Below are 15,101 nucleotides of genomic sequence, written 5' to 3' on the forward strand. Positions count from 1 at the left end.
ACGCGATGCCACCTCCCCCTTGCAGGGGAAGATTTCAGGCCGCCAGCTTCAACTCGCCCATCACGTCCGCGGTGATCGCCAGGCTCCGCTTGCGCGCGTCATGATCGTATATCGCACTCGCGACCATCACCTCGTCCACCCCGGTCCGCGCCACGAACGCCGCGATCTCGCGCGCCACCTTGGCGGGGCCACCGACTGCCGAACATTGCAGCACGTGATCGAGGATCGCCGCGCCTTGTGCGCCTAGCGACGCGCGGTAGCCCGGCACCGGGGGTGGCATCTGCCGCGGGTTGCCGGTGCGCAGCGCGACGAACGACTGTTGCTGCGAACTCGCGAGCAGCTCCGCCTCTTCGTCGGTATCCGCCGCAAAGATGTTGAGCCCCGCCATGACATGCGGCTTCGCCAACCGTGCCGACGGTTTGAAATCGCGGCGATAGATCGCGAGCGCGGCATCCAGCGAATCCGGCGCAAAATGCGAAGCGAAGGCGTAAGGGAGGCCGAACGCCGCAGCCAGCTGTGCGCCGAACGTGCTCGACCCCAGAATCCACATGTCGATGTTGGCGCCCGCTCCCGGCGTCGCCACGATCCCGGTCTGGCCGTCATTGGCGAAATAGCTCTGCAATTCGAGCACGTCCTGCGGGAAGGCGTTGGCATCGGTCTCCAGCGTCCGGCGCATCGCCCGCGCGACTCGCTGGTCCGATCCCGGCGCGCGGCCCAACCCCAGGTCGATCCGCCCGGGGAACAGCGCGTCGAGCGTGCCGAACTGTTCGGCGATCACCAGCGGCGCATGGTTGGGCAGCATGATCCCGCCAGATCCGACGCGAATGCTGTTCGTCGCCGCGGCGATATGCCCGATCACGACCGCGGTCGCCGCCGACGCGATTCCGGTCATGCCGTGATGCTCGGCCACCCAATAGCGCGTGAAGCCCAGGCTTTCGGCATGGCGCGCGAGATCGGCGGCATTGGCCAGCGATTGGGACACGGTGCCGCCTTCGACGACGGGGACGAGATCGAGCAAGGAATATTGGGTCATGAGAAGGAGATGGGGAGGAGCGCGCGGGTTACAAACCGTGTTTGCCTTGGTGCGGCCAAAGGTGGGATTGTCGGTTCCGCCGAGGGCCGACGTCTTGCCCGCACTCCCCGCGGTGCCTAGAGCCTGCATGATGCTCGGGCGCCTTACCTCGATCCGCAACTGGATCTTCGATCTCGACAACACGCTGTACCCGGCGTCGGCGAACCTGTTCGATCAGGTCGATGCGCGAATGACCGGGTTCATCCAGGACCTGCTGGGCGTCGACCGGGACGAAGCGCACCGCGTGCAAAAGGGGTATTTCCACGGCCATGGCACGACGCTGTCAGGGTTGATGACCGAACATGACATCGATCCACATGCCTTCCTCGACCATGTCCACGACATCGAGATGGACGTTCTCGAACATGACGCGCCGCTCGTCGCGGCGATCGCGAAGCTGCCGGGTCGCAAGCTCGTCTTCACCAATGGCGATACGCCGTATGCGACGCGGATCCTCGATCGGCTCGGGCTCGGCGCCAGTTTCGAGGCGATCCACGACATCCATGCGATGGGCCTGATCCCCAAGCCGCACGCCTCCGCCTATGCCGGCTTCTGCGACGCGCACGGCATCGACCCCAAGGAATCGCTGTTCGTCGACGACATGTCGCGTAATCTTGCGCCCGCCAAGGCGATCGGCATGACCACGGTATGGGTCGAAAATGGCTCCGAACAGGCGCCGACCGATGTCGCCCGCGACCATATCGATTTCACCGTGCCCGCGCTGACGCCGTGGCTTGAAACCATTCTGGAGCAATCATGACCGATCTGCAGACCACCATCGATCAGGCCTGGGAAGACCGCGCGGCTCTCGGCTTCGAGACGAGGGGCGAAGTCCGCGACGCCGTCGACACCGCGCTCGGCATGCTCGACGCCGGCACCGCACGCGTCGCCGAACCGGTTGATGGCGGATGGCAGGTCAACCAGTGGCTTAAAAAGGCCGTGCTCCTCTCGTTCCGCCTCAACGATAATGTGCTGATCGACGGCGGGTCGGCCGGCGCGCCCGCATTCGACAAGGTTCCGTCCAAATTCACCGGCTGGGGCGTGGCGGAGTTCCGCGCCGCCGGTATCCGCGTCGTCCCCGGCGCGGTCGCGCGTCGCGGCAGCTTCATCGCTAAGGGCGCGATCCTGATGCCCAGCTTCGTCAACATCGGCGCCTATGTCGGCGAGGGCTCGATGATCGACGCCTGGGCCACCGTCGGCTCGTGTGCGCAGATCGGTGCGGGCGTGCACATTTCGGGCGGTGCCGGCATCGGCGGCGTGCTCGAACCGCTCCAGGCCGACCCCGTGATCATCGGCGACGGCGCGTTCATCGGTGCGCGCGCCGAAGTCGCCGAAGGCGTCCGGGTCGGCGAAGGGGCGGTACTCTCGATGGGCGTCTATCTCGGCGCCTCGACCAAGATCATCGACCGCGCGACCGGCGACGTTTTCCGCGGCGAAGTTCCGCCTTATGCGGTCGTCGTCCCCGGCTCGATCGGTGGCGGAGACGGCACGCCCGCGCTCTACTGCGCGGTGATCGTCAAGCGCGTCGACGCGCAGACCCGGTCCAAGACCAGCATCAACGACCTCCTGCGCGACTGATCGCGCCACCTCATTTCTGCCAAAGGGATCATCATGACCGCAGCTCCAAGCCAGGTTCTCGACCGCGTCCTTGTCCTCGAGATGGTCCGCGTGACCGAAGCCGCCGCGATCGCCGCATCGACCCTGGTCGGGCGCGGCGACGAAAAGGCCGCCGATGCCGCTGCGGTCGACGCGATGCGCACCGCACTCAACGAACTCTACATGGACGGCACCGTGGTGATCGGCGAGGGCGAGCGCGACGAGGCGCCGATGCTGTATATCGGCGAGAAGGTCGGCTCGGCGATCGGCAAGGGCCCGAAGATCGACATCGCGCTCGATCCGCTTGAGGGCACCACGATCTGCGCCACCGCGGGTCCCAACAGCCTCGCCGTGCTTGCGATCGCCGACGAGGGCGGCCTGCTCAATGCCCCGGACGTCTATATGGACAAGATCGCGGTTGGCCCGGGCTATCCCGAGGGCATCATCGACCTCGACAAGACACCGACCGAGAACATCACCGCGATCGCCGCGGCGAAGGGCGTTGCGGCGCGCGACATCATCGTCTGCGTGCTCGATCGACCCCGTCACGAGGCGCTGATCGCCGAGCTGCGGTCGCTCGGCTGCGGCGTGATGCTGATCGGCGACGGCGATGTCGCCGGCGTGATCGCGACGACCAATCCCGATACCACGATCGACGTCTATATGGGCTCCGGCGGCGCGCCTGAAGGCGTCCTCGCCTGCGCCGCGCTGCGCTGCGTCGGTGGCCAGTTCAAGGGGCGCCTGCTGTTCCGCAACGACGACGAACGCGCGCGTGCGGCGAAATGGGGCGTCACCGATCTCGACAAGCAGTACGACCTGTCCGAGCTCGCCAAGGGCGACTGCATTTTCGCCGCGACGGGCGTGACCGACGGCTCGCTGCTCGCCGGCGTCAAGCGCAAGGGCGGCAAGATCATGACCACGGAGAGCGTCGTCATGCGCGCCTCGTCGGGTACGGTCCGCTGGGTCAAGGGCGAGCACCGCATCGGGTGAGGCGGTGCCCTCCGTCATCCCGGACTTGGTTCGGGGTCCACCACGGTGCTAACCAACCACTGGCGGATGCGCGGCACCGTGGATGCCGGAACTCGTCCGGCTTGACGAAGAGGATTTAGACGGATCCTGCCCACGGTCCTCCTCCTGATCGCACTCGCCGCCGTCGTTTGGTTCCTGAAGGGCGATCTCGGCGCATATCGCCGCTTCAAGGCGCTCTCGGACACCGTATCGCGCCAACGCCGCTACCGGCTGTGGATCGCCAAGGCCGCGCTCGCCTTCGCGCTGCCGGCGCTGGTCGGCCTGGCCGTGATGAACCGCGTCGACGCGCTGACCACGCTGCCGCCCGAATTCGCCGCCGCCCGGGCGCTGCTCCCCAGTTTCGACGGCGGCCCCAGCGCCTTCATATACGGCATGATCGGCGGTGCGGCGGTCGGCGGGCTCGTCGTCGGCATCCTTGCCGCCATCGGCAACCGGCGAGGGCGCGCGGCCCGGCCGCTCGGCGATGTCGGTACCCTGCTGCCCCGCAACCGCGCCGAGATCGGTCACGCTGCCGCGCTGTCGATCGCCGCCGGCGTGACCGAGGAACTGGCCTTCCGGCTTTACCTGCCCCTGCTGACTGCGCTGGTCACCGGCAGCGCCATACTTGCCTTCACACTTGCCGCGCTGCTGTTCGGCGCGATGCATCTATACCAGGGCTGGAAGGGCGTCGTCGCGACGACGATCGTCGGGCTGACGATGACCGCGGTCTATCTGATGACCGGCGCCTTGTGGCTGGTCATGCTGCTCCACGCGCTGCTCGACCTCAACGGTCTCGTGCTGCGTCCGCTGATCAGTTCTTCATCCGCCAGCCGGTCCGGAAGATCACCGCGATCACCACCAGGCATAGCGCGAGGAACGCCGCCGTCACCGCCAGGCTGACCCCGACCGCGACGTCGCCGACGCCGAAGAAGCTCCAGCGGAACCCGCTCACGAGATAGACGACCGGATTGAACAGGCTGACAGTGCGCCACGGCTCGGGCAGCATGTCGATCGAATAGAAGGCGCCGCCCAGGAACGTGAGTGGCGTGATCAGCAGCGCGGGAACGAAGTTCAGCTGTTCGAACCCATTGGCCCAGACGCCGATGATGAAGCCGAACAGGCTGAATGCGACCGCGGTGAGGATCAGGAACGCGACCATCGCGAACGGATGCTCGATCCGCAGCGGTACGAAGAACGCCGCGGTAGCGAGGATGATCAGGCCGAGGATCACCGACTTGGTGGTCGCCGCGCCGACATAGCCGATCACCATCTCCATCGCCGAGATCGGCGCCGACAAGAGTTCGTAGATCGTCCCGGTGAATTTGGGGAAGTAGATCCCGATCGACGCGTTGCTGATGCTTTGCGTCAACAGCGAGAGCATGATCAGCCCGGGCACGATGAAGCTGCCATAGCCCACCCCGCCGACCTGCTGCATCCGGCTGCCGATCGCGCCGCCGAAGACGATGAAATACAGGCTGGTGGTCAGCACCGGCGTGACCAGGCTCTGCCACAGGGTGCGCAGCGCGCGCGCCATTTCGAAGCGGTAGATCGCCCAGATGCCGTGCGTGTTCATGCGCGTTCCCTCACCAGATCGACGAAAATGTCCTCGAGGCTCGACTTGCTGGTCTCCAAGTCCTTGAAGCCCACCCCCAGCTCGTTGAGTTTGCGCAGCAGCGACGGAATCCCGGTATGGTCGGCCTGCGCGTCGAACACATAGCGCAACCGCTTGCCGTCATCCTGCAAAGAGAGGTCCCAGTCGGCCAGTTCTTCCGGTATCACGACGAGCGGGTCCTGCAGCGAAATGTCCATCTCGCGCTTGCCGAGCTTCTTCATCAGCGACGCCTTGTCGTCAACCAGCAGCAGCCTGCCGCCGTTGATCACGCCGACGCGGTCCGCCATGTCCTCGGCTTCCTCGATGTAGTGCGTGGTCAGGATGATCGTCGTGCCGCCCTCGCGCAGGCGGTGGACCAGCTTCCACATGTCGCGGCGCAGCGCGACATCGACGCCTGCGGTGGGTTCGTCGAGGAACAGGATGTCGGGCTCGTGCGCCAGCGCCTTGGCGATCAGCACGCGGCGTTTCATCCCGCCCGACAGCGCCATGATCTTGGCATCGCGCTTGTCCCATAGCGACAGGTCGCGCAGCACCTGTTCGATATAGGCGCTGTGCCCCGACCGCCCGAACAGCCGCCGGCTGAAGGTGACGGTCGCCAGCACGGTCTCGAACATGTCGACGTGCAATTCCTGCGGGACCAGCCCGATGCGGCTGCGCGCGCGTTTGAAATCGCGGATCGCGTCGTGGCCGGCGACCGTGATGGTACCGGCGGACGGCGTGACGATCCCGCAGATGATGTTGATCAGCGTCGACTTGCCCGCGCCGTTGGGCCCGAGCAGCGCGAAGATCTCGCCGCGCTTGATGTCCAGATCGACGGGATGCAGCGCGGTCGTCCCGCTCTTGTACGTCTTGGTGACGCCCGCGACGGACAGGATGGTTTCGGTCATGGATGGCCCCTTTGCGGGAGGGAAGTAGGAAGCGCGAGACGCAAATACACCCGTTCCCCCGCGAAAGCGGGGGGCCAGATGTCACAGGCGCTGGCGTTCGTAACCCTGGACCCCCGCCTTCGCGGGAGAACGGGGTGGTTGGGATCCCATTACCCCGCCCGTGCCGCAGCGACCGCCTTTTGCAGCTCCTCGATCGGCATCGCGCCGGACAGCATACGGTCGCCGACGACCCAGGCGGGGGTACCCGTCACGCCGAGCTTCGCCGCGGTCTCCATGTTCTTGCTGATCTCCGCATCCGCGGTCCCGGCAAAAGCCGCGGCGCCCGCTGTGTTGACCCCCGCCTTCGCGCTCGCGGCCGCGATCGTCGCGTCGCTCACCGGGCCCGCGGCATAGAGCGCGTCGTGGAACGCGCCGAACTTGCCCTGCGAGGCGGCCGCGAGGCTAGCGCGCGCCGCGGTGCGGCTCTGCGGGCTCAGAATCGGCAGCTCGCGGAACACCACGCGCAGATTCGGGTCGGCAGCGATCAGCTTGGCGATGGTCGGCAGGCTGGCGCGGCAATAGCCGCAATTATAGTCGAAATACTCGACCAGCGTGACATCGCCCTGGGGGTTTCCCGCCCAGGCGTTGCCGAACGGAGTCGCGATCGCCGGCCGGTTAGCGGCGACCACCTTGCCCGATTCGCGATCCTGCAGCCGCTGCATCGCCTCCGGTAGGATCTCGGGGTGCGCGAGCACATAGTCGTGGACGATGGTCTCGACCTGCGCGCGCGCCATGCCGTCGGGGGCCGCCTGGCGGTCATAGCCCCAAACCGCGAGTCCGCCGATCGCGGCGCCGGCGACCGCGATGGCCGGCAATGTCCATTTGCTCATTTGCGCCGCTTATACTGCTTGGGGTTGTCGTCCATCACGTTCTGCGCGGCCATCACGATGTCCTGTGCGCGAATCCAGTCGGGGGTGTTGGGCGGTAGGTTGGCCAGCGCATATTGTCCGCTCGCCGACGCGGTCCGCATGTCGCCCGACATGCTCGCACGCTCGGCGGTGGCCAGGCTGGCGCGGGCGGTATCGCCGGTCAGCTCGTATACCGTGCCCAGCTGCATCCATGCGAACGGGTTCTCGTCGTCGCGCCCCACCGCGGTGCGCAGCACGCGCGTCGCTTCAGGGTAGTTCGCCTTGTCCTCGGTCGCGATCAGCGCATGGCCGAAGGTCGTCGCGATCAGTGGGTTGTTGCGCGATCCTTCCGTCGCGGCGCGCAGCGGCGCCAGCGCGGCGGCGGGCTTGCCGGCCTCGAGCAGAATCTGGCCCTGGATTTCGAGGAAATAGGGATCGGTCGGCTCGGCGCGGATCAGCGCTTCGGATTCGGCGTCCGCTTTCTGCGGGTAACCCGATTTGTGATAGGCATAGGCGCGCGCGTAATGTGCGTAGATCGACTGGTCCGACAGCGGATATTGCTGCAGCGTCCGCGGCGCCGGCTGGACATAGCCCGCCAGCTTCGCCTTCACCCGCTTGAACCGCTCTTCCAGAGCTGCGTCGGGTTTGTTGCCCCAGGCGGGCGATGCCTGCAGGTCCGCGCTCAGCGTCGCGACGCGTTCCCCCGACAGTGGGTGGCTCTGCATGAACGGGTCGATGTTCGCGGTACCGAAGCGATACTCCTGCTGCTGCAGCTTCTTGAAGAAGCTCAGCATGCCGCGACCCGAGACGTTCGATGCACGCAGGAACTTGGCGGCAGTGGCGTCGGCGGTCGATTCCTGGACGCGGCTGAACGCCAGGTAATTGCCCATCGCCGCCTGTTGTCCCGCGGCCATGATCCCGGCGCCGGCCTCACCGCTGCCCGCCGCCATCGCGGCCAAGCCCAGAACCATGCTCAGCAGGTACATGCCCATCGCCGGCTTGGTGCCACGGTCGGCGAGCACGACGTGCCCGTCGGCGATATGGCCGAGTTCGTGCGCGATCACGCCCTGAACCTCGTTGGCGTTGTCCGCCGCCTGAATGAGCCCCGAATGGACGTAAACGGTCTGGCCCCCAACGACGAACGCGTTGATCGAATCATCGTTGATCAGCACCACTTTCACGTCGCGGGGCGACAGGCCTGCTGCCTTGATCAGCGGATTGGACATCTCGGCGAACATCGCTTCGGTCTCGGCATCGCGCAGGATCGACTGCGCGTGCGCGGGCTGCACCCATAGCAGGAGCGCGGCAGTGGCGGCGGCAATGATACGCTTCATGGCACGCGTTATCGCCCTTTCCGGGCGAGGGGGCAACGGGCCGCAGCTACCGTCAGGCAGTACGGCGCAGGACCCGCGAGACGTGCATGGGATTCAGCCGGTCCAGGTTGACGACTTCGGCGAATTCGATCCCCGCCTTGCCGTCCTTGGCCCAGCGAACGCGTGCGGTGGTCATCTGGTCTTCGAGCAGCTCGATCTGCATTTCCACCCCGACGGCATCGCCGTCGATCTGGAAGCCGTCGATCATCGCGCCCTTCGACGAGATGTCGCGGATTCGCACGTCACCCAGCGCGCCGTGGACCGCGACCCGCGCCGATCGCAACATCTTGGTGCGTGGCTGTCGGCTGACCTTGAAGCCGCTCGGCGTCGCGATCCCGGCCTGCGCATCGAGCTGCAGCATGACGTCCTCTGCGGTCGCGGGGCGCCCATAGACATAGCCTTGGATATGGCTGCACCCGAGTTCGCGGATCAGGTCGATCTCGTCTTGGATCTCGACACCCTCGGCGGTCGTCTCCATGCCCAGCGTATCTGCCAGCGTGACGATCGCCTTGATGATCGCGGCGTTGCGGTTGCCGGCCTGTGCCGCACCCTTCACGAACGACTGGTCGATCTTGATCTTGTCGAACGGCGCGTTGCGTAAATAGCCGAGCGAGGAATAGCCGGTACCGAAATCGTCGAGCGCCAGGCGAACGCCGAGGCCCTTCAACGCCTTGAACATCTGGTCCGACGACTGTGTCTCGTCTAGGAACACGCCTTCGGTGATTTCGAGCTCGAGCCGGTCGGCCGCGATCCCCGATTGGGCCAGCGCGCTGGTTATGAGCGCGGGCAGTACCGGATTGGCGAACTGGATCGGCGAGACGTTGACCGCGATGCGGACATCCCCGGGCCAGCGCGCGGCCTCGATACAGGCGGTGCGCAGGACCCACTCGCCGATCGCCTCGATCAGTCCGCACTCCTCGGCGATCGGAATGAAATCGGCAGGCGACACCGCACCCCGCGTCGGATGCGTCCAGCGAATCAGCGCTTCATAGCCGACGATGCGTTTCGTCTTCGTGCTGACCACGGGCTGATAGGCGAGCTGGAACGCGCCCTGCGATACCGCGGCGCGCAGATCGTCCTCGAGCTGCTTTCGGGTCCGCGCGCCGGCCAGCATATCGTCCGAATAGAAGCGGTGGACCCCGCGCCCGTCGCCCTTGGCGGCATAGAGTGCGAGATCGGCGTTGCGGATCAGCGTTTCCGAATCATCGCCGTGCAGCGGCGCGATCGCGATACCGACCGAACAGCCGATCGCGACCGAGGCGCCGCTGATGAAATAGGGTTGCGACAGCGATTTGATGAGATCGCGGGCGAGTTCGCCGAGCGTCTCGCGATTGTCCGTGCCGGGCAGAACGACCTGAAATTCGTCGCCGCCAAGGCGTCCGACGAGACCGGTATCGCCAACCCCGCGCTGCAGCCGCTGCGCGACTTGCTTGAGCAACGCATCGCCCGCCTGGTGGCCCAGCGTGTCGTTGACTGCCTTGAAGCGATCGAGGTCGAGCAGGAATATCGCGGTCGGGCGATGCGGACCGGCCTGTTGCGCGAGCGTCTTGTCGAGCGTGATTCGCATGCGCTGGCGATTGGCGAGCCCCGTCAGCCCGTCGAACAGCGCCAGACGCGTAATTTCGGCCTCGGACTTGCGCTTCTCGGTCAGGTCGGAGCCCGATCCGATAAAGCCCTGGAACCGCCCGATTTCGTCGACCACGGGCCGGCCGGAGATCGACCACCACCGGCTCGCCGCCGCATCGATCGCCGCGCACACCGAATAGTCGGAAAATGAGGTGCGCGAGGACAGGTGAAAGGCGAGCGTGCGCTCGGTGCTGTCACTGTCCATGCGAAAAAGATCGGTCAACAACAGGCCCGCGGGACTTCCCCCGGTCGGGGTAAGCTCGCCCGCGACCTTTGCTGAGATGTAGGTGACTCGTCCGTGGCGGTCGGCTTCCCAGAACCAGCCGGTGCCGTGCCCTTCGAATTCGGCGATCATCTTGACCGCCAGGCGCCCTTCGCTGCTCTCGTCGATTCGGTCGAGCGCCAGGTCCTGATCGATCCGGGCGAAGCGGTGGGTGACGAGCGCAAGACAGCCCAGAAATATCACCGCGACTCCGAAGGCGATGCCGACGCCCCCCAAGATGGCGAGCATCAAGACAAGGCCGACGCCAAAGCCCAGCGTGGCGACGCGAACCGGATGAATGCTGAGCGCGGTGACCCCGATCGCGCCCGACACCGCGACGAAGCAGCCGAGTTGCAGTGCGCCCGCAGGCATCACCGTCGTCGTCCAGAGCAGCGCGAGCAGTCCCGCGGCAAGCCCCGCGGACCCTGCCGTCAGGATGCGGTGTCGCTGGTAGGGCGGCCAGGCCCGCATCGTAGGCATCAGCAGCGTCGCCGATAGCGCCAGCGAGACCAGCACGACGACGCCAGAATAGGCCCCCACGAGCGGGATCATCGCGGTCGCGCCTTCGTGGATCGCGACGACGAGCAGCAAGCCGCAGGCGACGACCTGTGTCGCCAGCGTGAACGGCCAGACCGCGCCGATCTCAGCGAGCAACGCAGACTGCGCGCCCGTCACCTGATCGCGTTCATCCTCGCTAAGCCCGAAAAGGCCACGGGCCGGCGGGCGACTATACTGGCGGCGTTCGGCTCTAGGTAGGGGTGCGTGCATCCACCAAGGTTACTGGGCGACGCCTTGGGAAAGACCTAGCGAGCAGGGTTAATGCGCGTAATTCGCCCAGTTTTGGTTCGTTTTGTCAGTCTGATCGCGCCAATGCGGCGCCCTCTAGCTTCACGATGTCGGCCGCGCCTGGGACGATCAACGCCTTGGCTGTGGCGTAGCAATCCTCGATATGCGCGTTGCCGACGAGCTTCATCGCACCGAAACTGATCGAGGCGGCGACCACGGAGCCGGCGAACGGCACGAACTTGGCGACCGAACCGACCGCCAGGCGCATACCGATCCGGCGCAGCAGCGTGGCGACCAGCCGCTTGGTCACCATCCGGCCGATCAGCGTGTTGCCCATGCTGGATGCGAGCACGAACACCTGCTGCGCAAGGTGCGGGTCCATCTTTTCGACGCGCGCGTGATCGAGTTCGAAACGTTCGCTGATCTTCGGCAGCAAGGTCGTTAACAGTCCGATATCGGCGACCAGGTCCGCGCCTGGGATCGGCACGACCGCCGCGCCCGCGGACATCAGCGAACGGTTAGTGACAAGGCGACGCGCCTCGTCGCGGATGCGGTCGAGTTCGGCGATGCTGGTGATCATGCGCATGTCCTTGGGCGAAAGAGGGAAGAAAACGCGTCCGGCGCGGCAAAGTGCCGTCCGTTTGCCGCGTGGTGGCGGATCATGCGGGGTGGCGCCGGTGCCAGAGCCGCACGCCAAGTCCGATCGTGGCAGCGATCGCGACGAGGACGGCGATTTCGATCAGCCGGTTGTGGCCGTTGCCGAGCAGCGCCAGCATCCGGTCGCCGAACAAATAACCGATGGCGGTGAACAGCGTCGCCCATAGCACCGCCGCAATCGCGTTGAGCAGCACGAAGGTGCGCGCGGGGACGTGGCTGGTCCCAATCGCGATCGGACTGATCGTCCGGAGTCCCAATAGGAAGCGGAAGCCAAGGAGGAACGCGGTCGGTCGGCGATCGAGCGCGGCAAGCGCGCGCGCGAAGGCGGGCTTCGTGGTCATCCGGCGGACCCGCGCGGTATCGCGGTAGCGGCGTCCGGCAAGGAAGAAGAGCTGGTCCGCGACGAACGATCCCGTCGCCGCTGCAACCCCGGTGGGGACAAGCGGTAACAGATGCTGGTGCGCAAGCAGCCCGCCGGTCACGACGCTGGTCTCGCCCTCGAAACCCGCGCCGAGGAACACCGCGACGAGGCCATAATGGGTGATGAGCGATTCGATCGACATGGCGCCCCCTTGGCGGATGGGGAAGGGGAGGGCCAGCGTCCAACGGCTAGAGGACTGTGCGCAGGCGGTCCCACGCCGGCTGCTTGGCGGCGAGGCCGATCGTGTGGAGCGGGCTGCTCGAGGGGAGGTCGATCAGTGCAAGACGGGTATCGTCGAGCAATCGCCGACCCTGTTTCGCTGCGGTGGCGCCGTTGAAGCCGATCGCCTGCAGTTGGGGCAGCGACGCCGCGAGCGCGGCGATGTCATTGCCCGCGATGTCGCGGATCGCGGCGTCGCTGCTGCCAGTGCGGCGCGCGGTGGCGACGACGTCCCACAGGCCGACGCCGCAGGCGAGAAGCGCGGCGAGGCGGTCGTCGTAAGCGAGCGCCGTCAGGTCGAAGCCCGCTACCGGTGACATCAGTCGCCAGAATTGGTTCTGCGGGTGGGCGTAATAGCGCGCTTCGGCAAGCGAGCGGTCGCCCGGCAGGCTGCCGAGGACCAGCAGCCGGGTGTTCGGCGCGACGACGGGGGCGAACGAGCGTTTGAGCATTGGCCACTTACTGTCGTCACCCCGGACTTGTTCCGGGGTCCATCGTGCGGCGTACTCTACCGGCGGTTGGACGTGCTTTGCCATGGATGCCGGAGCACGTCTGGCATGACGGGGGAGTGATTGCAGAGCACGCGGTACCCGGCTTATGCTCGGCCCAATGAAGATGCTCCTGTCCGCCAGCCTCACCACGATCGCCATCGCTAGTCCCGTCGCCGCCCGCCAGTTGACGATCGACGATGTCGTCGGCCTGTCGCGGGTGTCCGCGCCCGCCGTGTCGGCGAACGGGCATTGGCTGGTGTGGCAGCAGCGCGAGACCGATCTGGATGCGGACAAGGGCCGGTTCGACGTCTGGCGGCTCGATCTGACGCGCAAGGGCGCGGCGCCCGAGAGGCTGGTCGCGGAGGCGGACGTCAACGAGACCGCGCCGGCCTTCTCGCCCGATGGCACGACGATCTATTTCCAGTCGGACAAGGGCGGCGACGACGCGGTCTGGTCGGTGCCGGTGGCGGGCGGCACGCCGCGGCAGCTGACCCAGGTGAAGGGCGGGATCGGCGGGTTCAAGGTCGCGCCGACCGGCGACAAGCTGCTGATCTGGGCGGACCGCAAGCCCGGCGCGCCGAGCCTGGACCTGCCGATGGTCAAGAAGGATGCGAGGGCCGGAGGTGCGCGGGCGTACGACCAGCTGTTCGTGCGGCATTGGGATACGTGGGCGGACGGCACCCGGTCGCAGCTGTTCGTGCTGCCGCTGACGCCGGACGGCGCACCGGGCAACGGCGTTGCGATCGGGGGCCAGCTGATCGGCGATACGCCGTCGAAGCCGTTCGGCGGCGGCGAGGAACTGGCGTGGTCGGCAGACGGGAAGACGGTGTATTTCGCACTGCGCGAAGCCGGGCGGATCGAGCCGCTGTCCACCAATCTCGACATTTTTGCGGCCCCTGCGGATGGATCCGCGCCGCCGGTCAATCTGACGGATGCGAACGACGGTACCGACACCTCGCCGGCGGTGTCGCCCGATGGGAAGTGGCTCGCCTACACCGCGATGAAGCGCGCGGGCTATGAAGCGGATCGGCTGGTGCTGCAGTTGCGCAACCTCGCGACCGGCGAGACGCGGGCACTAACAGAGGGGTGGGACCGGTCGGTCGCTTCGGTCGCCTGGAGTCCCGGTGGCAAGCGCATTCTGGTGACCGCGGAGGACACGCAGGAGACGCCGATCTGGTCGGTCGATCCGACGAGCGGTCGGGTCACGCGGCTGACCAAGGAGGGCAACGTCAGCGCGGTGGTGCCGACCGCGACGGGCGCGGTATTCGCGATGAACAGCCTGGTCGCGCCGGACGATTTCTACCGGATCACCGGCAAGGGCAAGCCGGTGCGCCTGACCGCGGTCAACGCGACCAAGCTCGCCGGGATCGAGATGCCGAGCGTGACGCGGTTCAGCTTTGCCGGTGCCGGTGGCGACACGGCCTGGGGCTATGCCGTGAAGCCCGTCCGCATCGCCGGCAAGCTGCCGGTCGCGTACATGGTGCATGGCGGGCCGCAGGGGTCTAGCAACAACAGCTGGTCCTATCGCTGGAACCCCGCGGTATTCGCGGGCGCCGGATACGGACTGGTCGCGGTCGATTTCCACGGCAGCACCGGATATGGTCAGGCCTTCACCGACGCGATCCGGAACGACTGGGGCGGCAAGCCGCTAGAGGATCTGAAGCTCGGGCTGGCGGCCGCCACCGCGAAGTTCGGCTGGCTCGACGGTGACCGCGCCTGCGCGCTCGGCGCGTCGTATGGCGGCTATATGATGAACTGGTTCGAGAGCCAGTGGCCCGACCGCTTCAAGTGCATCGTCCAGCATGACGGCGTGTTCGACGCGCGGGCGATGGCGTATGAGACCGAGGAACTGTGGTTCGACGAATGGGAGCATGGCGGGCACCCCTATTTCGAGGACCCCGCCGCGTTCGAGAAATGGAACCCGGTCAATTACGTCGACAAATGGAAGACGCCGATGCTGGTGATCACCGGCGAGAAGGATTTCCGGATTCCGTACACGCAGGGGATCGCGGCGTTCACGGCGTTGCAGCGGCGCGACGTGCCGTCGCGGTTGCTGGTGTCGCCGAATGCGAGCCACTGGGTGCTGCGGCCGAACGACAGCCGGCAATGGTATCGCGAGGTGATCGGCTGGATGGACAAGTGGACCGGCGCGAAGCGGTGAGGCCGGGAGTAGGTCCGTCACCCCAGCGCAGGCTGGGGTCTCG

The 15,101-nt window shown here is 66.6% G+C and carries 14 protein-coding genes; 5 read left to right on the top strand and 9 right to left on the bottom strand.

Annotated features, from left to right (window positions below; genetic code table 11):
* Positions 1-34: 34 nt before the first annotated feature.
* Entirely contained in the window at positions 35-1,033 is a 999-nt protein-coding gene (locus U1701_RS08180) for an LLM class flavin-dependent oxidoreductase (protein ID WP_332782062.1), read from the bottom strand.
* Between the two features lie 130 nt (positions 1,034-1,163).
* On the opposite strand from U1701_RS08180, the gene U1701_RS08185 reads away from it, so the two are divergent.
* The 4 genes from U1701_RS08185 to U1701_RS08200 all read left to right on the top strand — a co-directional run bounded on the left by U1701_RS08185 (position 1,164) and on the right by U1701_RS08200 (position 4,576).
* Positions 1,164-1,832, top strand: a complete 669-nt coding sequence (locus tag U1701_RS08185; protein ID WP_332782063.1) for a pyrimidine 5'-nucleotidase — start codon at positions 1,164-1,166, stop codon at positions 1,830-1,832.
* Entirely contained in the window at positions 1,829-2,650 is an 822-nt protein-coding gene (dapD, locus tag U1701_RS08190) for a 2,3,4,5-tetrahydropyridine-2,6-dicarboxylate N-succinyltransferase (RefSeq protein WP_332782064.1), read from the top strand. The genes U1701_RS08185 and dapD overlap by 4 nt, the downstream gene beginning before the upstream one ends.
* A 33-nt stretch (positions 2,651-2,683) precedes the next feature.
* The gene (glpX, locus tag U1701_RS08195; protein WP_332782065.1) at positions 2,684-3,658 is read left to right on the top strand and encodes a class II fructose-bisphosphatase; all 975 of its coding nucleotides are present in this window, start codon (positions 2,684-2,686) and stop codon (positions 3,656-3,658) included.
* 309 nt (positions 3,659-3,967) lie between these two features.
* Positions 3,968-4,576 (top strand): CPBP family intramembrane glutamic endopeptidase, encoded by a 609-nt coding sequence (locus tag U1701_RS08200; protein WP_332782066.1) that lies wholly within the window; start codon positions 3,968-3,970, stop codon positions 4,574-4,576.
* Here U1701_RS08200 and U1701_RS08205 read toward each other — a convergent pair.
* From U1701_RS08205 to U1701_RS08240, 8 genes are all read right to left on the bottom strand, one after another.
* Positions 4,488-5,249, bottom strand: a complete 762-nt coding sequence (locus U1701_RS08205) for an ABC transporter permease (RefSeq protein WP_332782067.1) — start codon at positions 5,247-5,249, stop codon at positions 4,488-4,490. The genes U1701_RS08200 and U1701_RS08205 overlap by 89 nt on opposite strands.
* The gene (locus tag U1701_RS08210; RefSeq protein ID WP_332782068.1) at positions 5,246-6,175 is read right to left on the bottom strand and encodes an ABC transporter ATP-binding protein; all 930 of its coding nucleotides are present in this window, start codon (positions 6,173-6,175) and stop codon (positions 5,246-5,248) included. The genes U1701_RS08205 and U1701_RS08210 overlap by 4 nt, the downstream gene beginning before the upstream one ends.
* Positions 6,176-6,324: 149 nt before the next feature.
* On the bottom strand, positions 6,325-7,044 hold the full coding sequence (locus U1701_RS08215) for a DsbA family protein (protein WP_332782069.1): 720 nt from the start codon (positions 7,042-7,044) through the stop codon (positions 6,325-6,327).
* A complete protein-coding gene (locus U1701_RS08220) occupies positions 7,041-8,396 on the bottom strand; it encodes a M48 family metalloprotease (RefSeq protein ID WP_332782070.1) in 1,356 nt (451 codons plus the stop codon). Before U1701_RS08220 ends, U1701_RS08215 begins: the two co-directional genes overlap by 4 nt.
* Before the next feature lie 52 nt (positions 8,397-8,448).
* The gene (locus tag U1701_RS08225; RefSeq protein WP_443026015.1) at positions 8,449-11,091 is read right to left on the bottom strand and encodes a putative bifunctional diguanylate cyclase/phosphodiesterase; all 2,643 of its coding nucleotides are present in this window, start codon (positions 11,089-11,091) and stop codon (positions 8,449-8,451) included.
* An 85-nt stretch (positions 11,092-11,176) separates the two neighbouring features.
* Complete coding sequence (locus tag U1701_RS08230; RefSeq protein WP_332782071.1) at positions 11,177-11,689, bottom strand: hypothetical protein; 513 nt, start codon at positions 11,687-11,689, stop codon at positions 11,177-11,179.
* Positions 11,690-11,768: 79 nt separating this feature from the next.
* Positions 11,769-12,329: a DedA family protein gene (locus U1701_RS08235; protein ID WP_332782072.1), complete on the bottom strand. Its 561-nt coding sequence runs from the start codon at positions 12,327-12,329 to the stop codon at positions 11,769-11,771.
* Positions 12,330-12,375: 46 nt separating this feature from the next.
* Positions 12,376-12,858, bottom strand: a complete 483-nt coding sequence (locus U1701_RS08240; RefSeq protein WP_332782073.1) for a DNA-deoxyinosine glycosylase — start codon at positions 12,856-12,858, stop codon at positions 12,376-12,378.
* A gap of 157 nt (positions 12,859-13,015) precedes the next feature.
* On the opposite strand from U1701_RS08240, the gene U1701_RS08245 reads away from it, so the two are divergent.
* The gene (locus U1701_RS08245) at positions 13,016-15,058 is read left to right on the top strand and encodes a S9 family peptidase (RefSeq protein ID WP_332782074.1); all 2,043 of its coding nucleotides are present in this window, start codon (positions 13,016-13,018) and stop codon (positions 15,056-15,058) included.
* Positions 15,059-15,101 lie beyond the last annotated feature (43 nt).

This window comes from Sphingomonas rhamnosi (assembly GCF_036663615.1).
GTDB lineage: Bacteria > Pseudomonadota > Alphaproteobacteria > Sphingomonadales > Sphingomonadaceae > Sphingomonas.

Bases quoted from the DNA above. Each gene is read 5' to 3' on its own strand.
- U1701_RS08180 (WP_332782062.1), bottom strand. From the start codon at position 1,033: ATGACCCAATATTCCTTGCTCGATCTCGTCCCCGTCGTCGAAGGCGGC.
- U1701_RS08185 (WP_332782063.1), top strand. From the start codon at position 1,164: ATGCTCGGGCGCCTTACCTCGATCCGCAACTGGATCTTCGATCTCGAC.
- dapD (WP_332782064.1), top strand. From the start codon at position 1,829: ATGACCGATCTGCAGACCACCATCGATCAGGCCTGGGAAGACCGCGCG.
- glpX (WP_332782065.1), top strand. From the start codon at position 2,684: ATGACCGCAGCTCCAAGCCAGGTTCTCGACCGCGTCCTTGTCCTCGAG.
- U1701_RS08200 (WP_332782066.1), top strand. From the start codon at position 3,968: ATGAACCGCGTCGACGCGCTGACCACGCTGCCGCCCGAATTCGCCGCC.
- U1701_RS08205 (WP_332782067.1), bottom strand. From the start codon at position 5,249: ATGAACACGCACGGCATCTGGGCGATCTACCGCTTCGAAATGGCGCGC.
- U1701_RS08210 (WP_332782068.1), bottom strand. From the start codon at position 6,175: ATGACCGAAACCATCCTGTCCGTCGCGGGCGTCACCAAGACGTACAAG.
- U1701_RS08215 (WP_332782069.1), bottom strand. From the start codon at position 7,044: ATGAGCAAATGGACATTGCCGGCCATCGCGGTCGCCGGCGCCGCGATC.
- U1701_RS08220 (WP_332782070.1), bottom strand. From the start codon at position 8,396: ATGAAGCGTATCATTGCCGCCGCCACTGCCGCGCTCCTGCTATGGGTG.
- U1701_RS08225 (WP_443026015.1), bottom strand. From the start codon at position 11,091: ATGCACGCACCCCTACCTAGAGCCGAACGCCGCCAGTATAGTCGCCCG.
- U1701_RS08230 (WP_332782071.1), bottom strand. From the start codon at position 11,689: ATGATCACCAGCATCGCCGAACTCGACCGCATCCGCGACGAGGCGCGT.
- U1701_RS08235 (WP_332782072.1), bottom strand. From the start codon at position 12,329: ATGTCGATCGAATCGCTCATCACCCATTATGGCCTCGTCGCGGTGTTC.
- U1701_RS08240 (WP_332782073.1), bottom strand. From the start codon at position 12,858: ATGCTCAAACGCTCGTTCGCCCCCGTCGTCGCGCCGAACACCCGGCTG.
- U1701_RS08245 (WP_332782074.1), top strand. From the start codon at position 13,016: ATGAAGATGCTCCTGTCCGCCAGCCTCACCACGATCGCCATCGCTAGT.